General features: G+C 74.8%; 20 protein-coding genes. 7 read left to right on the top strand and 13 right to left on the bottom strand.

What is annotated here, in order from left to right; translation table 11 throughout:
* Genes ACZ6Z8_RS18165 through ACZ6Z8_RS18155 form a run of 3 tightly spaced genes read right to left on the bottom strand, consistent with a single transcriptional unit; the run spans position 1 to position 2,751 of the window.
* On the bottom strand, positions 1–687 hold the full coding sequence (locus ACZ6Z8_RS18165; RefSeq protein WP_465610865.1) for an alpha/beta fold hydrolase: 687 nt from the start codon (positions 685–687) through the stop codon (positions 1–3).
* Positions 688–715: 28 nt separating this feature from the next.
* Positions 716–2,191 carry an MFS transporter gene (locus ACZ6Z8_RS18160; protein ID WP_465610863.1) on the bottom strand — a complete coding sequence of 492 codons (1,476 nt, stop codon included), beginning with the start codon at positions 2,189–2,191 and terminating at the stop codon, positions 716–718.
* Positions 2,188–2,751, bottom strand: coding sequence for a helix-turn-helix domain-containing protein (locus ACZ6Z8_RS18155; protein WP_465610861.1), 564 nt, complete (start codon positions 2,749–2,751; stop codon positions 2,188–2,190). Before ACZ6Z8_RS18155 ends, ACZ6Z8_RS18160 begins: the two co-directional genes overlap by 4 nt.
* Positions 2,752–2,929: 178 nt before the next feature.
* Between ACZ6Z8_RS18155 and ACZ6Z8_RS18150 the strand changes: the two genes are divergently transcribed.
* The gene (locus ACZ6Z8_RS18150; protein ID WP_465610859.1) at positions 2,930–4,243 is read left to right on the top strand and encodes a DUF5685 family protein; all 1,314 of its coding nucleotides are present in this window, start codon (positions 2,930–2,932) and stop codon (positions 4,241–4,243) included.
* 4 nt (positions 4,244–4,247) lie between these two features.
* On the opposite strand, the gene ACZ6Z8_RS18145 is transcribed toward ACZ6Z8_RS18150, so the two are convergent.
* Both ACZ6Z8_RS18145 and ACZ6Z8_RS18140 read right to left on the bottom strand, forming a co-directional pair.
* The gene (locus ACZ6Z8_RS18145) at positions 4,248–4,445 is read right to left on the bottom strand and encodes a hypothetical protein (RefSeq protein ID WP_465610857.1); all 198 of its coding nucleotides are present in this window, start codon (positions 4,443–4,445) and stop codon (positions 4,248–4,250) included.
* Entirely contained in the window at positions 4,435–4,578 is a 144-nt protein-coding gene (locus ACZ6Z8_RS18140) for a hypothetical protein (RefSeq protein WP_157846596.1), read from the bottom strand. The genes ACZ6Z8_RS18145 and ACZ6Z8_RS18140 overlap by 11 nt, the downstream gene beginning before the upstream one ends.
* A gap of 197 nt (positions 4,579–4,775) precedes the next feature.
* On the opposite strand from ACZ6Z8_RS18140, the gene ACZ6Z8_RS18135 reads away from it, so the two are divergent.
* Both ACZ6Z8_RS18135 and ACZ6Z8_RS18130 read left to right on the top strand, forming a co-directional pair.
* Positions 4,776–5,987, top strand: coding sequence for an alginate lyase family protein (locus tag ACZ6Z8_RS18135; RefSeq protein WP_465610855.1), 1,212 nt, complete (start codon positions 4,776–4,778; stop codon positions 5,985–5,987).
* Positions 5,954–6,439: a chitosanase gene (locus ACZ6Z8_RS18130; RefSeq protein WP_465611141.1), complete on the top strand. Its 486-nt coding sequence runs from the start codon at positions 5,954–5,956 to the stop codon at positions 6,437–6,439. Before ACZ6Z8_RS18135 ends, ACZ6Z8_RS18130 begins: the two co-directional genes overlap by 34 nt.
* Positions 6,440–6,467: 28 nt before the next feature.
* Here the strand turns inward: ACZ6Z8_RS18130 and ACZ6Z8_RS18125 are convergent, their stop codons facing one another.
* A complete protein-coding gene (locus tag ACZ6Z8_RS18125; protein WP_465610853.1) occupies positions 6,468–7,046 on the bottom strand; it encodes a TetR/AcrR family transcriptional regulator in 579 nt (192 codons plus the stop codon).
* A 102-nt stretch (positions 7,047–7,148) separates the two neighbouring features.
* Between ACZ6Z8_RS18125 and ACZ6Z8_RS18120 the strand changes: the two genes are divergently transcribed.
* The gene (locus ACZ6Z8_RS18120) at positions 7,149–7,619 is read left to right on the top strand and encodes a nuclear transport factor 2 family protein (protein WP_465610851.1); all 471 of its coding nucleotides are present in this window, start codon (positions 7,149–7,151) and stop codon (positions 7,617–7,619) included.
* Between the two features lie 158 nt (positions 7,620–7,777).
* Positions 7,778–8,842: a TolB family protein gene (locus tag ACZ6Z8_RS18115; RefSeq protein WP_465610850.1), complete on the top strand. Its 1,065-nt coding sequence runs from the start codon at positions 7,778–7,780 to the stop codon at positions 8,840–8,842.
* Here the strand turns inward: ACZ6Z8_RS18115 and ACZ6Z8_RS18110 are convergent.
* Together ACZ6Z8_RS18110 and ACZ6Z8_RS18105 are read right to left on the bottom strand one after the other, a co-directional pair.
* Complete coding sequence (locus tag ACZ6Z8_RS18110; RefSeq protein ID WP_465610848.1) at positions 8,830–9,432, bottom strand: hypothetical protein; 603 nt, start codon at positions 9,430–9,432, stop codon at positions 8,830–8,832. The two genes, ACZ6Z8_RS18115 and ACZ6Z8_RS18110, sit on opposite strands and share 13 nt — an antisense overlap.
* A gap of 240 nt (positions 9,433–9,672) precedes the next feature.
* Complete coding sequence (locus ACZ6Z8_RS18105) at positions 9,673–10,197, bottom strand: MarR family winged helix-turn-helix transcriptional regulator (RefSeq protein ID WP_465610846.1); 525 nt, start codon at positions 10,195–10,197, stop codon at positions 9,673–9,675.
* A 171-nt stretch (positions 10,198–10,368) separates the two neighbouring features.
* On the opposite strand from ACZ6Z8_RS18105, the gene ACZ6Z8_RS18100 reads away from it, so the two are divergent.
* Positions 10,369–11,619 (top strand): MFS transporter, encoded by a 1,251-nt coding sequence (locus ACZ6Z8_RS18100; RefSeq protein ID WP_465611139.1) that lies wholly within the window; start codon positions 10,369–10,371, stop codon positions 11,617–11,619.
* 11 nt (positions 11,620–11,630) lie between these two features.
* Here ACZ6Z8_RS18100 and ACZ6Z8_RS18095 read toward each other — a convergent pair whose 3' ends face one another.
* Positions 11,631–12,539 (bottom strand): alkaline phosphatase family protein, encoded by a 909-nt coding sequence (locus ACZ6Z8_RS18095; protein WP_465610844.1) that lies wholly within the window; start codon positions 12,537–12,539, stop codon positions 11,631–11,633.
* A 115-nt stretch (positions 12,540–12,654) separates the two neighbouring features.
* Entirely contained in the window at positions 12,655–13,638 is a 984-nt protein-coding gene (locus ACZ6Z8_RS18090; protein WP_465610842.1) for a phospholipase D-like domain-containing protein, read from the bottom strand.
* A 294-nt stretch (positions 13,639–13,932) separates the two neighbouring features.
* Between ACZ6Z8_RS18090 and ACZ6Z8_RS18085 the strand changes: the two genes are divergently transcribed.
* A complete protein-coding gene (locus ACZ6Z8_RS18085; RefSeq protein ID WP_465610840.1) occupies positions 13,933–15,249 on the top strand; it encodes a serine hydrolase domain-containing protein in 1,317 nt (438 codons plus the stop codon).
* 41 nt (positions 15,250–15,290) lie between these two features.
* Here the strand turns inward: ACZ6Z8_RS18085 and ACZ6Z8_RS18080 are convergent, their stop codons facing one another.
* The 3 genes from ACZ6Z8_RS18080 to ACZ6Z8_RS18070 all read right to left on the bottom strand — a co-directional run bounded on the left by ACZ6Z8_RS18080 (position 15,291) and on the right by ACZ6Z8_RS18070 (position 21,341).
* Positions 15,291–17,777 (bottom strand): ATP-binding protein, encoded by a 2,487-nt coding sequence (locus tag ACZ6Z8_RS18080; protein ID WP_465610838.1) that lies wholly within the window; start codon positions 17,775–17,777, stop codon positions 15,291–15,293.
* A gap of 229 nt (positions 17,778–18,006) precedes the next feature.
* Positions 18,007–20,817: an AfsR/SARP family transcriptional regulator gene (locus ACZ6Z8_RS18075; RefSeq protein ID WP_465610836.1), complete on the bottom strand. Its 2,811-nt coding sequence runs from the start codon at positions 20,815–20,817 to the stop codon at positions 18,007–18,009.
* Between the two features lie 53 nt (positions 20,818–20,870).
* Positions 20,871–21,341 (bottom strand): hypothetical protein, encoded by a 471-nt coding sequence (locus ACZ6Z8_RS18070; protein ID WP_465610834.1) that lies wholly within the window; start codon positions 21,339–21,341, stop codon positions 20,871–20,873.
* Positions 21,342–21,563: the final 222 nt, after the last annotated feature.

The following is a 21,563-nucleotide window of genomic DNA, read 5'->3' as shown; positions in this document are numbered from 1 at the left end:
TCAGGCCTCCAGGAACGGGGCGACGGCGGCGATGAACTCGGCCGGGCGGGCGCTGTGCACGAGGTGACCGGCCTCGATGGTGACCAGTCGGCAGTCCGCGATCAGCCGGGCGAGTTCGGCGATCCGCTCCTGGGGGACGTGGCTGGTGGGCCCGCCCGCGATGGCCAGGGTGGGGGCGGTGATCCGGGTCAGCCCCTCCCGCCAGGCCGGGTCCGGGGCGTCGAGCTGCGCCTTGACGGCCCGGACCATCGACCAGTCGAAGTGCGCCGGTTCGTCCGCTCCCTCGGGCGGCACGCTCGACGGGCGCGGGTGGAGGGCGGGGATCTCCTCCAGGACCAGCCGGTCGATCCGCTCGGGCGCGGACTGGGCCAGCAGGTAGGCGACGGCGCCGCCCATCGAGTGGCCGACCAGGGCGATCCGGTCGAGACCGGTCGCGTCGAGGAAGGCGAGCACGTCCTCGCTCATCTCCTCCAGGCCGTACGCGGCGGTGCGTCCGCTGTCGCCGTGGCCGCGCAGGTCGAGCGCGTACACGTGGTGGCGGGGGGCGAGGTCGGGCAGCACCGTGTCCCAGTCGGCGGCGCGCTCGCCCAGGCCGTGCAGCAGCACCAGCGGCGGGCCGTCGGGGCGTCCGCTCTCGCGGTAGGCCAGGGTGAGGTCGGGCAGCCGCACCGTCCGTACTGTCGTCATGCCCGCCACCGTACGCGCGGGGCGGCCCTCACCGGACGGCTGTTCGCCCTCGGCTCACCGTGACCGGCTGCTCCGCCGGCCGCTCCGGCCCGCCGACCCGGCCGGCGAACACCGAGGCGAGCACGGCGAGTCCGGCCACCGCCGCGCAGACCAGACTGGCGGTCAGGTAGGCGGAGCGGTGGCCGCCGCCCCCGGCCGTCGCCCGCAGGTAGACCCCGGACAGCGCGGAGACCGCGACGGCCGCCGCGATCCGCTGTGCCATCTGCAGGATCGCCCCGCTCACCCCGGCCGCCTCGGCGGGCGCGTGGCGCAGCACGTAGGCCTGGTTGGTGGAGCCCATCAGCCCGACCGAGGCGCCGCTGAGCAGTTGGAGCAGGGCGAGCAGCCAGGGCAGTACGGCGACGGGCGCCCAGTGGGCGACGAACCCGCTGAGCAGCATGGCCAGCGCGGAGCCGGCCATCCCGATGGTGACGGTGCGTCGGCCGAGCCGCCGCACCACGCGCCAGGCGAGCGCGGAGGCGCCGGCCATGGCCAGCGCCGAGGGCAGCGAGACCAGGGCGGCGCCCATCGGGGACAGGCCCAGGCCGTCCTGGAGGAACATGGTCAGCACCAGGGAGGCGGCCAGCGAGGAGCCGAACTGGGCCATCGCGGTGGCCGTTCCCAGCGCGTACGGCGCGGAGCGGGTGAGCGCGGGATGGATCAGCGGGTGACCGCCGGTGCGGGCGTAGCGGCGCTGCCAGCCGACGAGCGCGCCGAGCAGCGCCAGGGCGCCGGCGGCGAAGGCGGCCCAGCCGGCCCAGCCGGGCGGCTGGACGAAGGGCAGCATCAGGGCCAGGGTGAGCGCGCCGACCAGGAGCAGGCCGAGCAGGTCGAGGTCGGCGTGCCGGGTGGCGGGGCGGGGCTTCGGCAGGTGGCGGACGGCCAGGGCGAGGGTGGCCAGGCCGAACGGGACGTTGAGCAGGAAGGTGAGCCGCCAGCCCGTTCCGGGGCCGGCCGCCGCGAGCACCAGGCCGCCGATCGGCGGGCCGAGGGCGAAGGCGAGGCTGCCGGTGACGGCGTACATGCCGAGGGCGCGGGCGCGCAACTGCCCGTCGAAGACGTCCTGGAGGGTGCCGATCATCTGGGAGTTGACCAGGCCCGCGCCGGCGCCCTGGACGAGCCGGGCGGCGATCAGCACCGTCGGATCGGTGGCGGTCGCGGAGACCAGGCTGACCAGGGTGAACAGGGCGAGCCCGGTGACGAAGAACCACTTGCGGCCCTTGACGTCGCCGAGCCGCCCGCCGGGTATCAGCGCGAGGCCGAAGGCGAGGGAGTACCCGGCGACGATCCACTGCAGGTGGGCGGGCTGGGCGTGCAGGGTCTCGCGCAGGGCGGGGACGGAGGTGTTGAGGACGGACTGGTCGATCAGGGTGGTGAAGCCGCCCGCGACGCAGACCAGCAGGACGCGGCGTCCGGCGGCGTCGAAGCGCTCCTTCTCCGGTACGGAACCGGGGGCGGCGCTCACGGCTCGACCACCACGAGGGCGTAGCGGGCCTCGGCCGGGCCGAGGCTGCGGAAGCGGCTGGTGCCGGAGCGGTAGCGCAGGCAGTCGCCGGGGCCGAGCAGGTGCGGCCGGCCGTCCAGGCTCAGTTCCAACTGCCCCTCGAACAGCCAGAGGTGGTGTTCCAGGCCGGGCAGGCAGGGGCGGTCGTAGGCGATGTCGGCTCCGGCCGGGAGCCGGCCCTCGATGATCTCGGCGTGCAGCGAGCTGTGCGGCGGGGAGACGGAGCGGCGGACGAAGCCGCTCGCCTCGTCCTGCCACACCTGCTGCTCGCCGGCGCGCACCAGCGGGGCCGGTCCGGACTCCACCTCGGCGAGCAGCCGGGACATGGTCCGCCCGTACACGGCGCACAGGCGCCCCAGCAGCGCGGCGGTCGGGCTGACCTCGGCCCGCTCCACCCGCGAGAGCGTGGACCGGCTGACGTCGGCCCGCCGGGCCAACTCCTCCAGGGTCCAGCCGCGTTCGACCCGCAGTTCGGCGATCCGTTGTGCCAGCCGCTCGTCGGCAGCCGTGTCGATTCCCATATCCAGGATGCTATCCCTGATATGAGATCGCCTTCCCGCGCTTCTCACGGGCTGGTGACGGTTCGACGACAGCTCCGGCTCCGGTTCCGCCGACCGGTCCCTTCAGCGAGCCGGTGATCATATGATGTCCGGCGACAAAGTGGCCGGTCAGCGGCCACCGGCGAGGGGGACGAGGATCGTGTTCGGCATCATCAGACCGTGCAGGCACCGGCTGTCCGAACGGCTCCAGGCCTCCTGGATGGCGCACCTGTGCGGGCTCTGCCTCGCGCTGCGGGACGACCACGGGCAGCTCGCCCGCACCGCCACCAACTACGACGGGCTGATCATCTCCGTCCTGGTCGAGGCCCAGACCGCCCGCGAGGACTCCAGCCGGCGGCGCACCGCCGGGCCCTGCCCGCTGCGCGGCATGCGGACCGCCTCCGTCGCCAAGGGCGAGGGCGCCCGGCTGGCGGCCGCCGTCTCGCTCGCGCTCGCCTCGGTGAAGATCCGCGACCACGTCGAGGACCGGGACGGCGTGTTCGCCCGCCGCCCGGTCGCCGTCGGGGCCCGCGCGGTGACCCGCCGTTGGGACCGCCAGAGCGCGGGCAGCGCCTCCACGGTCGGCTTCGACACCGCCGTGCTGCTCGACGCCGCCTCCCGGCAGGGCGAGTTGGAGCGCTCGCTGCTGCCCGGCAGCTCCGTGCTGCTGGTCACCGAGCCCACCGAGACCGCCACCTCGGCGGCCTTCGCCCACACCGCCGTGATCGCCGGCCGCCCCGGCAACGCCGCACCGCTCGCCGAGGCGGGACGGCTGTTCGGCCGGCTCGCCCACCTCCTCGACGCCGCCGAGGACCAGGCCGCCGACGCCGCCTCGGGCGCCTGGAACCCGCTGACCGCCACCGGCACCGACCGCGCCGAGGCCGAACGGCTCTGCCGCGACGCCGTCCACGGCATCCGGCTCGCGCTGCGCGAGGTCGAACTGACCGACCGGGCGCTGGTGCACGTGCTGCTCGGGCACGAGACGGAGAGCGCGGTGGACCGGGTCTTCGGCCGGGCCGGGCACGGCGCGAGCTGCCGCAGCGGCGAGCACGGCGCCACCCACGGCGCCACCGCCGACCACCCCCAGGACGCGCCGCCGCGTCAGGTGCCGCCGGGCTACCCGGGCGGCCCGCACCCCGGCCAGGACCCGAACCGGGCGCCGGTCCCGCCGTGGGTGCCGCAGGGCCCCGGCTTCGGCCCGCCCGGCGGAAAGCCTCCGCACCCGCGCAACCTGCTCGCCGGGTGCGCGGTGTGGGCGTTGATGGCCTGCACCTGCCAGTTGCTCTGCTGCGAGCACAACGATCCGTTCACCCGCGAGCGCCGCAAGGGCTTCTGCGAGCGGCACGACTGCTGCGACTGCGGCGACTGCTGCAGTTCCTGCGACCCGAACTGCTGCGACTGCTGCAAGTGCGGGTGCGATTGCTGCGACGGCTGCGGCTGTGACGGCTGCGACTGCGGCTGCGACTGCTCGTGAGCCGTCACGCCCCGTCCGGTGCGGCCCCCGGCTGACCGGACGCCACCGGCCCGGGGTGCCCCCGCGGCACCCCGGGCCGGTCCGCCTCCCGGCACTCCTGCCCGCCCTCCCCGCGCCGCCAGAGCGGCAGCACCGCCACCGGGCCGCGCGGTTCCTCCGCCCCCGGCACCGGCCCGCGCGGTTCGGCCGCTTCAGGCCTCACGCCCCGCCACCTCCCGGTCCGCCGCCAGCGAGCTCTCCAGCCCGGCCAGCAACTGCCGGAACCGCTCGGCGTCCTGCTCCGTGATCCGCCCCTCGGGCGCCGCCCCCGGCCACTCGGCCGTCCTGTCGTCCATGGGCCCGACGCTAGGCGTCGACGATCAACGGGCGATAAACGAGGGACTGGTGGGACGGGAGGGACCGCGACGCGCCCGACTCCGGAGGACGACTTGGCGTGGACATGGGTTGGTGGTTCAATGCGACTCGTTAGGAAGGTTTCCTAACAGCGGCACCTGAGCACGACCTCCTCCCCCACCGAGAGGACGACTTCCCCATGGCTCGTTGCAGCGCCAGGAACACCCTCAGGACACTGATCACCGGGGCCGCCCTCGCCGCCCTCCTCCTGCCCGCCGTCGCCGTCCCCGCCGAAGCCCGGCCCTCGGCCGCCGGCCGAAGCACCGTGCCGTTCCAGCACCCCGGCGTGCTGGTCGGTGCCCAGCAACTCGACTTCGTGAAAGCCAAGTTGGCCGCCGGCTCCGAACCGTGGAGCTCGGCCCTCGCCGACCTGCGGGCGAGCAGGTACGCCTCGCTCGACTGGCAGCCCAGGCCGCGCGCCACCGTGGAGTGCGGATCCAGCTCGCACCCGAACAACGGCTGCTCCGACGAGCGCGACGACTCGCTGGCCGCCTACGCCCACGCCCTGAAGTGGGTTCTCACCCACGACCAGCGCGACGCCGACAAGGCGATCTCCATCATGGACGCCTGGTCGGGCGTCATCCGCGAGCACACCAACACCAACGCCCCGCTGCAGACCGGCTGGTCGGGCAACAACTGGGGCCGCGCCGCCGAGCTGATCCGCCACTCCGGCGCGGGCTGGCCGGCCGGCTCCGTCGACCGCTTCGCCACCATGCTGCGCACCGTGTACGTGCCGCTGCTGACCCCCGGCAGCCCGCGCAAGAACGGCAACTGGGAACTGATCGAGACCGACGCCCTGATGGGCATCGCGGTCTTCCTGGACGACCGCGGCCTGTTCGACCGCGCCGTCGACCTGTGGCGGCACCGGCTGCCCGCGTACGTCTACCTCTCCTCGGACGGCGACCTGCCGGTGCCCCCGCGGAACGCCGGGATCGAGGGCGGCTCCGCGCTGGTCACGTACTGGAACGGCCAGTCCACCTTTGTCGACGGACTCGCCCAGGAGACCTGCCGGGACTTCGGCCACACCGGCTGGGGCCTGGAGGCCGCCGCCCAGGCCGCCGAGACCGCCCGGCTGCAGGGCGTCGACCTGTGGGGCGAGGGCCGCGAACGACTGGTCAAGGCGCTGGAGTTCCACACCGGGTACGACAACGGAGCGAGCGTGCCGGACTGGCTGTGCGACGGCTCGGTGAACACCGGCCTCGGGCCGGCGGTACAACTCGCGTACGACGAGTACCACCTGCGCGAGGGCCTCCCGATGCCGCAGACCGAGCGGTACGTCGCCGCGCACAGCCCGTTCGGGGCGAACTACTTCATCGGCTGGGAGACCCTGACCCACACCGACGCACCCTGACCGGCACCCACATCGCCGCCTGGAAGCAGGCCGCCCAGGACCCGGCCTTCCGGCAGGTCCAGGACGACCAGGTCGACCAGCGCTACTTCACCCCGGCCATGAACCAGGCCGACCAGCTCGGCCTGACCACCGCGCTGGCCCGCGCCGAGCTCTACGACGCCTCCATCCAGCACGGCAACGGCAGCGAGTACGACGCCCTGCCCGCGCTGATCAGCCGTACCGACGCCAAGGTCGGCCTGCCTTCGGCCGCCGGTGAACGCGCCTGGCTGGACGCCTTCTTCGACATCCGGATCGACGACCTGAACAACCCGGCCAACTCCTCCACCGCGGACGAGTGGCGCAAGTCCGTCGACCGCGTCGAATGCCTGCGCCGGATCGCCGCGACCGGCAACTACGACCTGGACGGCCCGTTCGGCATCACCGCCTTCGGCTCCGACTACACCATCGGCTGAACCGCCGGGGCCGGGGCGGCGGCCCGGTTCAGCTCCGGGCGTCCAGCGCGGCGTCCAGGAGCAGCCGGGCCGCCGCCCCGGCGTCGGCGGCGGCGCTCGGGTCCCCGTGCACGGCCGCGGTGGTGATCGCTCCCTCCGCCAGCAGGGCCAACTGGGCGGCGGTGGCGGGCGGGGCGCCGGCGGCCTCGACCAATCCGGCCAGGTAGCCGGCGAACTCGGCCTTGTGGTGCCGGGCGGCGGCCGCGACGGCCGGTGTGGTGGCGCCGAGCTCGCCGAAGGAGTTCACGAAGGCGCAGCCACGGAAGCCGGGCTCGGCGAACCACCGGCCGAGCCAGTCGAAGACCGAGAGCACCTGGTCCCGGGGGGTGCCGCCGGCCCGCGAGACGTGGACGGCCAGGCTCGCCCGCCAGCGCGCGTCGCGGCGCCGCAGATAGGCCTCGACCAGGTCGTTCTTGGACGGGAAGTGCTGGTAGACGCGACGCATCGTCAGACCGCAGGCGGCCCGGACGGCGTCCATCCCGACCGCCTGGACGCCCTGCCCGTAGAACAGTTCCTCGGCCGCGTCGAGGATCCGGGTCCGCGGGTCGATCTGGTCCGCCTGTTCCATCTGCCGTGCCCTTTGCGTGAGAACGATGGTTCTCCTAGGGTAGCGAACGACGCGAGAACGATCGTTCTCGCCGGCGGAACCTCTGTTCTCAAGGAGACACCCATGCCCGAGCAGCGCCCGCCCGTCCCGCCCTTCACCGAGGAGACCGCCCGCCGGAAGGTCCGGGCCGCCGAGGACGCCTGGAACACCCGCGACCCCCGGCGCGTCGCCCTCGCCTACACCCCGGACAGTCGCTGGCGCAACCGCGCCGAGTTCCTCACCGGTCGCGAGCGGATCGCCGACTTCCTCACCCGCAAATGGCAGCGTGAGCACGACTACCGCCTGGCCAAGGAGCTCTGGGCGTTCGGCGGTGAGCGGATCGCCGTCCGCTTCGCCTACGAGTGGCACGACGACGACGGGCAGTGGCACCGCTCCTACGGCAACGAGAACTGGGAGTTCGACGAGCACGGCCTGATGGCCCGCCGCCTCGCCTCGATCAACGACCTGCCGATCACCCCCGGGCAGCGCCTGTTCCACTGGCCGCTCGGCCGCCGCCCCGACGACCACCCGGGCCTCACCGAACTCGGCCTCTGAGCGCACGCCAGGAGCCGCATCGGCGCTGGCGTGCACACGAACTGACGGCACATCGGATCGCGCTGTTCCAGGGCTGTGACGGATCGGGCACCTGGCGCTGACCTCGGGCTGGGAATCTCGTTGACGAAACGAACAGCACCACCAAGGGGGATCTCGACATGTCCGTACGCAACCGATTCGGCAGCGCCGCCGCGATCGCGCTGATGACCACCGTCAGCGCGGTCCTGCTCTCCGCCTGCGGCCCCGACAACGCCGGCTCCGGCGCCACCGCGGCGTCCGGCAGCAGCGCACCCGGATCGGCGGCACCCGGATCGGCAGCGCCCGGCACGCCGGCACCCGGCGGCGCCTCGCACTCCGGCAGCCCGGCCCACGGCGGCAAGGAGGTCAACGGGACCACCGTCGCCAACCACCTGACCATCAGCACGGGCACCAGGAACGTCGCGATGAACGGCACCCTGGTCGACTTCGGCTCCGTGGTGCGCGACCTCGCCTGGTCGCCGGACGGCAAGAAGGTCGTCTACATCGGCGAGAGCGGCGACCTGATGACCGCCGACCCGGACGGCACCGGCAGGACCACCCTCGCCAAGCACCCGGACGGCGAGGAGTGGTCCCACCCGACCTGGCAGCACGCCGCGAAGGGGCCGAGCGGCGGCGTCGTCCCCAACGAGACCGAGCGTTACAACAACATCGTGTTCACCGCCAAGAAGGCCGGCGTGCTGCGACTGGCGAAGGTCCCCGCCAAGGGCGGCAGCGTCGAGGACGTCACCCCGTCCAACTCCGAGGGCGGCGACAGCGCGAACGTCCCGCAGCCGCCGCAGACCGGCAACACCTGGGCCAACGCGGGCGGCGGGCGCGCCAAGATCGCGTACGCCAACACCCCGACGAACGAGGTGTACATCTACGACGACTACCTCCGCGCGAGCACCCAGGACATCGGCAAGGGCTCCCAGCCGGCCCTGTCCCCGGACGGCGGGAAGATCGTCTTCGTCCGCGCGGTGAACGGCCACGACCACCTGTTCACCCGCTCCACCGAGTACGAGCAGAAGGCCGAGAAGGACCTCACCCCCTCGGCCACCACGGACTTCACCGAGCCCGCTTGGTCCCCCGACGGCAAGACCGTCGCCGCCCGCACCCCCGAGGGCATCGACACCGTGCCGGCCGACGGCTCCGCCGCGCCGACCCAGGTCTCCACCCTCTCCGGCCTGCCGGTCTACCGGCCCTGATCCCGCGCCGAGCTGCGGGCCAACTCGGCCCGCAGCTCGGCCAGGTGCTCGTCGGCGGACTCGTGCGGCAGGAACTCGACCAGGTCGAGGAAGCGGAACAGCACCCGGGTCTCGGTGACCGCGTACTCGTAGTCGCCGAAGCCGACCACCGCGCCCGTCCCGCCGCGCGCCGCCCCGCGGACGACGGCGGAGGTCAGCCGGTCCTCCCCGCCCTCGGCGGTCACCTTGCGGCGGGCGTTGGGCCGGGCCAGGTACGGGCACACCATCGACGCGTACAGCATGCAGGCACGGTGCCCGGGTCCCTCCATGGTCGGCGCGAGATTGCGGTACGGGCGCCCCGCGGCGATCGCCTCGGCGATCGCCGCGCTCTCGGCCGGCCCGACCACCCGCCACACCGGCCCGCGCGCCATGAACACCCCGCACACCGAACACCGGCGCTCCAGCGCGCAGTCGGCGCTGCGGCCGTGGTCGGTGAGCGCGAACTGCGGCTGCCCGTCCTGCCACGGCGTGATCGCCGGCACCGGGTACCCGCGCCCGTCCCGGGGCCGCTCCCCCACCTCGTCCGGCATCGGCACTAGTTCGAATCGCACGCCCCTATCGATACCAGCCGGACGTGCCGCCGGTCGAGCCACCGGCCTGACCGTCCGCCACCCGGCGGCGGGCGTTCCAGGACCCTGGCGGCCGGTTCGTGCTCGTCCTGGTCGTCGCCGTGCAGGTCGACGAAGAACCGGCTGCCGCCGGGGCCGGCCGAGGCGGCGATCCTCGCGTCGGTGCCGTTCGGAGTTCCTCGGCCCGACGGGGCGCCGGTCCTCCGTGCGCCGGGCGGCGCGCTACTCCGCCGCCGACTCCTGGGTCAGCATCACCTTCCGCAGCAGGTCCGAGAGCGTGCGCCGCTCGTCCTCGGAGAGCACGCCGAGCAGCCGGCGCTCCTCGCGGCCGACCACGTCCAGGGCCTCCTGCCAGGCTGCGCGGCCGGCCTCGGTCAGCACGATGTCGACCTTGCGGCGGTCCTCGGTCGAGGGGGTGCGCAGGACGAAGCCGCGGCGTTCCAGGGCCTCCAGCCGGCCGGTGACGGAGGCGGGGGCGAGGTTGAGGTCGGCGCGCAGGTCGGAGGGGGCGGCGTGGCCGCCGCGGCCGGCCAGGACGTGCAGGGTGTCGAACTCGTGCTTGTGCAGGCCGTAGTCGGCGACGCCCTGTTCGCGGACCCGGCCGAGGTGGCGGGTGAGCCGGGACATCCGGGTCACCGCGCCCTCGATGTCCGGGTCGAGTTCGGGGAGCACCGGGAGCCAGCGGTCGAGGTGGCCGTCCGTCCAGTCGCGGGGCGGGATCGGCTGCTGGTGGGGGTGCTCGGGCATGGGAGGAGTCTACAAAGAGCCGATACGTCGGCGCCAAAATATTCGTTGCCAAAATTTCGTCACCGAAATACAGTTCCGCGGGTGACCCAACGACCCGCCTCCGAACGACCCGCGCCCCGACGACCCGCATCCCCCGGAGCCGAGCCCCAACGCCCGGCGCCCCGGCACCCCTTGGGCCTGCGTGACTTCCGCCTGCTCTTCCTCGGCCGCACGGTCTCCACCCTCGGCGACGCCGTCGTCCCGGCCGCCCTCGCCATCGCCATCACCCGCGCGACCGGCTCCTCCGCCGCGCTCGCCCTCGTCCTGGGTTGCGCGATGGTGCCGCGACTGCTCCTGCTGCCCTTCGGCGGAGTGGCCGGCGACCGCCTCGACCCGCGCCTGGTCGCGCTCACCACCGACCTGCTGCGCGCCGCCACCCAGCTGCTCGTCGGACTCGAACTCCTCGGCGGCCGGCCGGACCTGACCCACATCGCGATCGCCTCGGCGGCCGGCGGCCTCGCCTCCGCCTTCGCCATGCCGACCACCTCGCCGCTGGTCCGGGCCGCCGTCCCGGCCGAGCACCGGCTGCGCGCCAACTCCCTGCTCGGCTCGGCCACCAGCGCGGCCCGGCTCGGCGGTCCCGCGCTCGCGGGGCTCCTGGTGTACACCGCGGGGCCCGGCTGGGCCTTCGTGGCGGACGGCGTCTCGTTCCTGCTGAGCGCCGCCCTGCTCAGCCGCGTCCGCCTCACCCCCGCGGCCCGCGATCCGCTCGCGGCCGCCGGAGCGCGCCCGCTGCGCCGGGACCTCGCCGAGGGCTGGCGCGAGGTGCGCACCCGGGACTGGTACTGGACGAGCCTGGTCGCCCACGGGGTGTGGAACGGCGCGAGCGCGGTCGCGCTCACCCTCGGCCCGCTGATCGCCGCCACCCGCCTCGGCGGGGACGGCGTCTGGGTGGCCGTCACCCAGGCCGGGGCCGTCGGCCTGCTGCTCGGCTCACTGGCGGCCGGCCGGCTCCGCCCCCGGCGCCCGGTGCTGGTGGGCAACCTGGCCCTGGCGCTGTACGGGCTGCCGCTGCTGGCACTCGCCGTTCCGGCACCCGCGCCCGTCACGGTGGCGGCGTACGGGGTGGCGATGGCCGGGCTGGGGTACCTCAACCCGGTGTGGGAGACGGTGGTGCAGGAGGAGTTCCCGCCGCAGGTGCTGGCCCGGGTCACCTCGTACGACTGGCTGCTCTCGCTGGCCGCCGCGCCGCTCGGCTACGTGCTGGCGCCGCTGGCCGCCGACGCCTGGGGCAGCCGGGTGCCGCTGCTGGCCGCGGCCGCCCTGGTGACCCTGGTGTGCACGGCCACCGCGATGGTGCCGGGGGTGCGCCGGCTCGGCACCGGGCCGGGAGCGGCGGAGCCGGCGGCCGTCGAACGGCCGCCGGCCCCCGTCGGCTCCTGACCGTCAGGGGGTCAGTTCCAGATGCCGGTGATGTCCGTCGCGGTCGCCGCGTTGCCCGCGTGGCCGCTCGCTCCGGAGAGGTCCTCCAGGGTGCGCAGGACGTTGTAGTGGTTGTAGGTGGTGGCCGAGCTGCTGCCCGGGGTGACATGGGCGCCGTAGACCACGGTCGGGATGCGGTTGCCGGACAGGCTGTTGTCCTCGTCGAAGGTGACGACCAGCAGGCTGTTGTGGCTCTGCGCCCAGGTGGCGTAGGCGCCCAGGTTGTTCTTGATCCAGGTGTCACCCGTGCTGATCGAGCAGTCGTGCATGTCGCTGCACAGGTTCGGGATCACGAAGGAGACGTTGGGCAGGGTGGTGTAGTCGGTCGGGAACTGCGCGAAGGTCTTGGCGCTGTTCAGCGGCACGTTGCCGAAGCCGAACCAGGGGTTGTGCTTCTGGGCGTACTTGCCGCTGCTGCAGACCGTGCTGCCCTGGCCCGGCAGGGTCTCGTTGTAGCTGGCCCAGGTCTTCCCGGCCGCGAGCACCTCGGAGGCCAGGTTCGGCGCCTGGAATCCACCGACCGTCACGCAGCTGTCGTCGACCCGGCCCTGGGTGGAGCCGGAGAACAGCGCGTAGTAGTTCGGCTCGCTGGGGTGGGTGATGGCGAAGGACTGGGTGAGGTTGGCGCCGCCCGCCTTCAGGGTGTTGTTGAGGTACGGCGCGCTGCTGCTGCCGATGATCTGGCTGTAGGCGTGGTTTTCCATCACCACGACGATGATGTGGTCGGGCGTGGGCAGTCCGGCCGCCTGCGCGCTGGTGGCGGTGGCCGCCCACAGCCCGGCGGAGGCGGCGACCAGCGCGACGGCCGAGCCGAGCGCGGTCGCGGTGCGGCGGGATCGGGGGCGGGGGGAGTCGTGCACGGGCTTCGCGGACGAGGTCATGACAGGTCCTCGGGTGGGCGGGCGGCCCCGCGGGCTGCCCGGGAACGGGAGGGTGACGGACTGTCGTGCTCCCGCCGACGGGCCGGAACCCGTCCGGCGGGATCCGCCGGACGGCCTAGTAGGGCGCGCCGTTGGCGAAGTCGGTGGCGAAGGTCGACTCGATCGTGTTGAGCACCCCGGAGTCGGACACGATCAGGCCCAGCTCGCGGTTGTTGTTCAGCGAGTTGTCGGAGAAGTTCTCCGAGCCGGCGAACACCTTGGCGGTGGACGTGCCGTGGTCGGCGACGATGGCCTTGGCGTGGACGTACAGGCCGGTGGTCGAGGAGTAGGTGACCACCTTGGCGCCGGCCGCGGTGACCTCGTCGAAGGAGGAGCCGTACGAGCCGGGGTCCATGCCGACGACCCGCACGGTGACGCCGCGGCCGGCGGCCGCGGCGATCGCGTCGACCAGGGCCTGGTCGCCGAACTCCAGCTCCTCGACGTCCAGGGAGGTCTGCGCGCCGTTGATCAGCGCCAGCAGTCGGTCCTGCGAGTCGGTGGGCGACCAGACCAGGTTGTCGCCGTCGGAGGGGGTGATCGAGGTCTTGGCGTAGTCGGCGGCGAAGACCTGCTCGATCGCCTTGACGTCGTTGGCGTCGGTGTCGACGACGCCGTAGTCGCGGCTGCTGGAGTAGTAGGTGGCGTCCAGGTTCCCGGTCAGGATCAGGGACGTGGCGCCGTCCACGGTGACGGTCTTCTGGTGGGTGTAGACGAACGCCGAGGAGGAGTACGTCACGCCGACGCCCGCCGCCTTCAGCGCGTTGTAGGCGGAGCCGTTGACCGAGGTGTGCCGGCCGTCCAGGATGACCCGCACCCTGACGCCGGCCCGCTGGCGGGCGATCAGGTCGTTGACCGCCGTGGTGTCGCGCAGCTCGTACATGGTGACGTCGACGGTCCTGGTGGCCGAGTTGATCAGGTCGTAGACCACCGTGTGGCTCTGGTCGGGGAACACCACGGCGGTGTAGGTGCCGGTCGCGTGGGCGGTGCCGGTGGCGGATATCAGGCCGGCACCGGCGAGCAGCAGGGCGCCGGCACGGCGCGCGAGGGTGGCCAGGGGCATGGGGACTCCATGGTCGGTGGGGGGTGTCGCCGGGGAGAGGTCCGGTGCGGGCGGCACCGGACGGCGGAGCGAGCGCCCGAACAGCATGGGGGCGGCGCGGTCAACGCGGGTAGACGACGGGAGGTAAAACCTTGCCCCCGGCCCGGAAAACGAACGGTGCGCCCGGCAAACCCACCCGAGAACGGACGAAGCGGTCGAACCGGTTCACATTGCGACCAGGTGCCCGAACCGGTGATAGTGATCATCGATCGACGCGATCCGACACCGCGTCAGCCCACGAGAGAGCCGAGGAACATGGCGAAGACCAGCCTTCTGCGTCCGCTCGCGGTGGCCGCCGCCGCTGCCGTCCTGGCGGCGTCCGGAACCGCCCCCGCCCTGGCCGCCGGCCGGGACGGCGCGACCCTGCCGACTCCCGACACCGCCGGGGTGCTGAGCGCACTCCAGGCCGCCACGGGCGCGGGCGCCCCGGGCGCCTTCGCGGTGATCCGCGACCACGGCGACGACGAGCGGACCCGCTCGCTGACCGTCGGAAGGGCGAACCTGGACGGGACCCCGATGAACTCCGCGTGGAGGTTCCGGGTCGGCAGCAACAGCAAGATGTTCGCCGCCGTTCTCGTGATGCAGCTGGCACAGGAGGGCCGGATCGACCTCGACAAGCCGCTGCGCGACTACCTCCCGGCCGGCACCCTCCCGGACGGCTGGATCATGACCGGCCGTCAGGTGATGGAGCACCGGGCCGGCATCTACGACCACACCGACGACCTGCTGGAGCAGCCCGGCGAGGAGACCACCTCCGCCTTCGAGGCCCGCATCCGCACCAAGGTGTACGCCCCGGCCGACCTGGTCGCGATGTCCGTCAGGCACGGCCAGCAGTACGCGCCGGGCAGCCGCTACTCCTACTCCAACACCGACTTCGTGCTGATGGGCCTCGCCGTCGAGCACCTCACCGGCCGCCCGTACGCGGACGTGCTGCGCGACCGGATCATCGAGCCGCTCGGCCTCACGAAGACCTCCTTCGTCGTCCCCGACCAGCGGATCCAGGGCGCCCACGTCACCGGCTACCTCACCAACGACGACCGCGGCAAGCCGCTGCTGGACTCCACCGAACAGACCGGCTCCTGGGTGTGGAGCGCCGGGGCGGTCATCTCCACGGCCGAGGACCTGGACACCTTCCTCACCGCCCTGATGGCCGGCAGCTCCGGCGGACTGGTCTCGGACGACTCGCTGCGCCAGATGGAGGCCGCGCTGGCCACCCCGACCGCCAAGATCTCCTACGGGCTGGGGCTGCGCCGCATCTCGCTGTCCTGCGGGGACGTGTACGGGCACGGCGGCATCGTCCAGGGCTACCAGACCCAGTCCTTCACCACCCCGGACGGGCACCGCTCGGTGGTGGTCTTCGCCAACGCCTCCAACAACGGGTCCGTCACCCAGGGGCTGATGAACGCGCTGGAGCCGGCCTTCTGCGGGAAGAAGCCGGCGGCCGCGCCGCGAACGGCCTTCACGCCGTCCGCGCGGGACGGCCAGAACGGCCAGAACGGCCAGGACGGCCAGGGCAAGCAGGGTGACCAGGGCGACCGGTGGCTGCCCGTAGTGGAGGACACCCGGATCTGAACCTCGGCGCCGCCGAACCTCGGCGCCGCGGCCGGGGTCCGCTACACGGGGCCCCGGCCGCGCCGTCCGTCCGCGCTCAGATCGGTGAGCGCCTCGGTGAGGATCTCCCGGGCCTCGTCGGCGCGGCCCTGCTCGATCAGCGCGGTGCCGAGCTCGGTCAGCGTCTTGGTCATGCTGTCCGGACGCCCGATCGCCTCGTAGTGGACCAGCGCCTGCCGGTAGGCCTTCTCGGCGGCCGGCCAGCGCTTCAACGCCGCCCGGTCCTGGCCGAGTTCGTGCGCCGTCACGGCGGCCATCAGGTGCATCAGCGGCGAGGACCAGCGCTCCACCAGCTCCAGGGCGCGGGCCAGCGCCCGGCGGCGGGAGTCCTGCGCCTCCTCGGCCCGGCCCAGGTGGCGCAGGCAGGTCGCGGCGCCGCGCAGGGTGACCAGCCGGCCGATCATCGCCGCCCGGTTGCCGACCTCGGCGAAGGCGTCCGCCGCCCGCTGGTAGCTCTCGCCGGCCTCCTGGTAGCGCTGGAGCTGACGCAGCCCGGTGCCGAGGTAGGTGAGCGCCCATCCCTGCTGCTCGTGGTCGCCCACGGCGCGGGCCAACTCCAGTCCTTCGGCAGCGAGTTCGATGCCCCGCTGGTAGCGGTGCAGACAGGTGACGTACGTCCAGGCCAGGTAGTTCACGTGCACGGCCTCGGCCTGCCGGTCGCCGCTCGCGCGGGCCGCGTCCACCGACAGCTGGAACACCTCGCCCCAGAGGTCCCAGCTGACCAGGCGGTCGGAGAACCAGTGCATGGCCTCGGCGGTGTCGATCACCTCCCGGTGGCGGCCCTCCCGCTGCGCCCGGTACAGCGCGGCCAGCCACTCCGGGTGCTCCTCCTCCAGCCAGCGCGCGGCCTCGGTGAGCGGGAACGCGCCGTCCCCGGCGGGCACGGCGCCGTCGGTCGCGGCGTGCCCGGTCGCGGCGCCGTCGGTCGCGGCGCCGTCGGTCGCGGCGTGGTCCGGGTCGAACCGCAGGCCGTGGGCCGCCGCCTCGCGCAGCAGCCAACTCCCGGCCCGGATACGGGCGTCGGCGACGGCTTCGGCCGTCTCGTCGGCGGCCAGCCGCTCGCCCGCGTACAGCCGCACCAGGTCGTGCAGCCGGTAGCGCTCCGGGGCGGCCGGCTGCACCAGGCCGGCGTCGACCAGCTGCTCCAGCACGAGTTCGGTGCGCGCGGCCGACAGCCCGGCGTAGCGGGCCAGCACGGCCGCGGTGAAGTCCGCCCCCGCGGTCAGCGCGCAGCGGCGCAGCACCAGGCGGGATTCGGCGGGCAGTCGGCGGTAGGAGAGTTCGAAGGCCGGGCGGACGGCCAGGTCCCCGCTCTCCAGCAGGTCCAGACGGGTCTCCTCGGCGGCGAGCTGGCGGGCCAGCTGGGCCACCGGCTGCTGCGGGCGGGCGACCAGCCGCTGCCCGGCGATCCGCAGCGCGAGCGGCAGGTAGCCGCAGAGCCGGGCCAGTTCGGCGGCCGCGTCCGGGGCGGCCTCGACCCGTTCGGGCCCGGCGATCCGGGCCAGCAGCGCGGACGCCTCGGCCGGCGAGAGCACGTCCAGCCGCAGCCGGTGCACCGCCTCCAGACCGGGCAGGGCCTGACGGCTGGTCACGATGGTCACGGCCGGCCCGGAGCCGGGCAGCAGCGGGCGCACCTGGGCCTCGTCGGCGGCGTTGTCCAGCACCAGGACCAGCCGGCGGTCGCGGACCAGGGCGCGGAACAGGCCGGCCCGCTCCTCCGTCCCGGCGGGCACCGCGCCGTCCGCCACGCCGAGGGCGCGCAGCACCTGGCCGAGCGCCTCGCGGGCGGGCAGCGGGGTGGCGGCCATGCCGCCGAGGTCGAGCGAGAGCTGACCGTCCGGGAAGGCCGGGGCCAGCGTGTGGGCGGCGTGCAGGGCGAAGGCGGTCTTGCCGAGCCCCGGCTGACCGCTGATCAGCACCACGCGGGGGTGGGCGGGGTGCTCGTCGGCGGTGAGGGCGGCGAGTTCGGCGAGGGCCTGCTCGCGGGCGGTGAAGTCGGCGAGGTCGCGCGGCAGGGCGAGCGCGCCGGGGGGCGCGGGCTCCGCGGCGACGTCCGGCACGGGCGGCATGGACGGCGCTGCCGGTGCGGACTGCACTGGCGGTGCGGGCGCTGCCGGTGCGGACTGCGCCTGCGGTGCGGGCGCTGCCGGTGCGGGCGCCGCCGGTTCCGCCACGGGCGCGGCCGGGGCCGCGGCCGGTACGGCGGGCCGGGTGGACCGCCCCTGCGGCGCAGTCCGCACGCCCCGGGGCCGGCCGGACTGCGCGGCCCCCTCCAGCGCGGCGGTCTGTGCGCCGTCCAGGCCCAGGGCGGCGGCCAGGGCCCGGACGGTGCGCCGCTGCGGCCCCCGGGTGCGGCCGCGCTCCATGTCCCCGAGGGCCCGCAGGCTGACGCCCGCGCCGGCGGCCAGGTCCTCCTGGGTCAGGCCCGCCGCCATCCGGTGCCCGGCCAGCAGGTGGCCGAACTCCCCGGTCCCGTTCGCCACCGTCATGTCCCCGCCCATGGTTCGGTACTTCCGCAGTTCTGCCGGTCACCGTGCCGGGCAGTTCCCCTCAGGCAGAAGTATGCCTCGGCGGAATTGACGCGCACACCCGCCCTCTGCCTGCGGGGATACCGGGGACGTGGGCGGAGCGGGGGGTGGTTCCGCGTGCCGGAACCGCCGGTAGTTCCGCCTGTTCCACCGGCGCGGGAGGCAGTTGCGCACTGCGCGGTGCTCGCCGTCAGTGCACCGCCGCCGTCAGCGCCCGTTCCTGCCCTCTGGCCTCCGCCGCCTCCACGCTGCGGCCCAGCTCGAAGAGCAGGTCGGCGAGCAGCCTGTGCGAGCGCGCCTCCACGGCGGTGTCGCCGACGGTGCGGCCGAGCGCGACGGCGAGCCGGGCCGAGGACAGCGCGGCCTCCCGGCGGCCGAGGGCGTGCAGGGCGCGGGCCCGGCTGTGGGTGGCGAGCACCGCCTCGGCCCCGTCCGGGCGACGACCGGCGGTGGGGGTGGTCTCCGTACGGGCGGTGGCCGTACCGGCCCTGTCGGTGCGGGTCCTGTCGGTACGGGCCCTGTCGGTGCGGGTCCTGTCGGTGCGGGCGGTGGCCGTACCGGCCCCGTCGGTGCGGGCCGTGGCCGTGCGGACCGCCTCGTCCGCGTGGGCGAGCGCCCGGTCCGGGGCGCCGACCAGCACCAGGGCGTCGGCGAGCTCGGTGAGGGCGCGCACCAGCAGATGCTCGGCGGCCGGGGTCCGGGCGGCGGCCACCAGGTCGGTGAGCAGCGGCACCGCCCGGTCGTACTGACCGGCCCGCACCAGTGCGGCGGCCACCCGGCTGCGGCAGTGGTGGCGCAGCACCGCTCCCCCGGTCCGGTCGGCGGCGGCGACCGCCGTGTCCAGGTGCTCCAGGGCGGTGCGGTGGGCCGCCCGGCGGACGTGCAGGACGGCGAGGTCGGTGCTCAGCCGGGCGAGGGCGGCATCGTCCCGGTCGGCGTGCGCGGCGCGCAGTCCGATCTCGGCGACGGTCCGCCAGTGGGCCAGGTCCCGGCTGCCGGGCCCGCCCGACCGCTCCTCCGAACGCTCGTACAGCAGGCTGATCCGGTGGGCGAGTTGCCAGGCGGCGCGGGTGCGCCCGTACTGCTCGGCGCAGAGCACCACGGCGCGCAGGGCGCTCTCCTCCCGGCGGAACCAGGCCTCCGGGGGTCTTCCGGCCTCGGCCCCCTCGCCGCCCTCGCCCGCCCACGGGGCGGTGAGCTCCAGGTAGTGGGCGATCAGCCGGTCGAGGGCGCCGAAGCGCTCCTCGCAGTCCAGCGCGGCGGCCTGTCCGGCGGCGTAGCGGCGGACCAGTTCGCGCCGGGTGTAGCGGCCCGGGGTGGTCTCGGCCAGCAGGTGGACGGCGTCGAGCGCGGTCAGCAGGGCGCGGGCCGTGGCCGGTCGCAGGTCGGCGAGCGCGGCGGCGGTGTCGGTGTCGATCTCCGCGCCGGGGTGCAGCCCGAGCAGGGTGAACAGCCGGGCGGCGGCGGGCGGCAGGGTCCGGTAGGTGCGGTCCAGGGCGGCGCCGACGCCGATCGGGCCGCGCGCGGCGCCGGACCCGGCCAGGGCGGCGAGGCCGGTCTGCTCGTCGGCGAGTTCGGCGGTGAGGTCGCCCGGGGACCAGTCCGGGCGGGCGGCCAGCCGGGTGGCGGCCAGCCGGAGGGCGAGCGGCAGCCGGTCGCAGCGCTCGGCGAGGTCGGCCAGCTCGGCGGCCGTCTCCGGGTCGTCGGCCGGGCGGTCCGGGCCGAGCCCGCGGGCGAGCAGGTCCCGGGCGTCCTCGGCGTCCAGCGGGCCGAGCGGGAGCACCAGGGCGTCCTCGTGGAGCAGCAGTTCGCGCAGCCGGTCGCGGCTGGTGACGACGGCGACCGGGCCCAGCGCGGTGCTGGTCGCGGCGGGCCGGTCGGGCAGCAGCGGGGCGAGCTGCCGGTACGAGGCGGCGTCGTCCAGCAGGATCAGGATCCGGCGGTCGGCGAGGAGGCCGCGGTAGCGGGCCGCCCGCTCCTCCAGCCCGGCGGGGACGGCCTCCGGCGCGACGCCGAGGTCGGTGAGGAAGCCCGCCAGGACCTCGGCGGGCCGGCGCGGGCCGGCCGGGTCGGAGCCGCGCAGGTCCGCCTGCAGCACGCCCTCGGGGAAGCGCTGCGCCGCCCAGTGCTGGACCAGGCCGGTCTTGCCCACTCCGGCCGGGCCGGTGACCAGGATCGGCCGGGCGGTCCGGGCGGCGACGGCCAACGCCTCGTGCAGCCGGGCGAGTTCGGCGGTGCGGCCGACGAAGCGGCGGTCCGGCGGAGTGTGCCGCGCCAACTGCGCGCCCGCCTGCCGCAGTTCCGGCCCCGGCGGGCCGGACAGCCGGGCCACCGCCTGCTCGTACCGCTCCCGGGCCTCCAGCCCGCGCCCGGCCTGCTCCAGGCACTCGACAAGCCGGGCGGCCAGCGGCTGCCGGCTCGGGTGCGCGTCCGCGGCCTCGGTCAGCTCGGCCAGCAGCTCGCCGCCGCGACCGGCCAGCACCAGGCCCTGCGCCAGCCGGTCCAGGGCGCGCAGCCGCAGGTCGGTCAGGTACGGGAGGGTGCGCTCGCGCAGCAGGGCGGACCCGCAGTCGGCGAGCGCGGGGCCGCGCCACAGGTCGAGGGCCTCGCGCAGCAGCGGAACGGCCGGGTCGTCCGGGCCCGGCCGGGCCGCCGCCTCGGGCAGCAGCAGCCCTGCCCGGCCGCAGAGCGTCTCGAAGCGCACCAGGTCCACCCGGTCCGCGTCGCCCTCCAGGACGTACCCGCCGCCCCGGGTGCCCAGCACCAGCCGGGGGTCGTCCAACTGCTGCCGCAGCGCCGCGACATGGCCCTGCAGCGCCGCCCGCGCGGTCGGCGGCGCGGCGCCGTTCCAGACCAGCTCGATCAGCTCCTCGGCGCCCACCGGCCGGTTCAGCCGTGCCGCCAGCGCCCCCAGCAGCGCGCGCCGTTTGGGCGCCGAGGGCGTGGCCACCGTGCCGTCCTCCCGCCGGACCACCATCGGCCCGAGCAGCTCGATGTCCATGCTCCCCCTTCCCTCCCGTCGTGGGACAGTACGCCGGACCGGACCGGGCCGGTTCACTTCGCGGGCTCGCCCTCCGTGCGGTGCGGGCCCTGCGCCGACTCGGACCAGACCGGCGGCGTCCTGAAGTCCGGTCCCGCCACGACCAGTACGTCGAACGGCGCGTAGTCGTTCCCCGAGCCCCGGACGGTGAAGCCGGCCGCCGTCAGGATGGCGACCACCGCGGCGGACATCGCCCGGTGGACCTCACCCCCCAGAACGACGGCCGGCGTCGGCTCCCCGTACTGCCGCAGGTCCGCCGTCGCCTTGCTCCGCAGCCGGGGGCTCGTGTGCCAGCTCACCAGCACCTCCGGGTCCTCGCCGAAGTGCTGGTTCCAGCTGCTGACCCGCACCGCCGCACCGACGGCCAGCTCGTCGTCCAGGCCCTGGGCCACCACCGGCAGTCCGGCGGCGGCGAGTTCGTCGCGGACCCGCTGGGCCAGCCGCTCGAACCGGGCGTTCACGTGTCTCCCGAGAGTCTCGTCCATGCCCGCACGCTACCGGCCCGCCGCACCCCTCCCGCACCCCCCTGTCGGACCACGCCCCTGCGGTCGGCCCGTGACCGATCCCGCCCCGGCCTCCGGGGCTGCGCTGCTCGGGGCCGGGGGGGACGATCCGGTTTCGGGAGGCAACCATCTGCCACCCCCCGGGGCTCTCTACCCGTGGCGGCCCCGTCGGCTGCGAGCGTTCGGATGCGGACCGGACACCTG

This window comes from Kitasatospora sp. NPDC101108, from assembly GCF_055584725.1.
The sequence above is the reverse complement of the archived record's forward strand: the minus strand, read 5'-3'. Positions and strand labels throughout refer to the sequence as shown.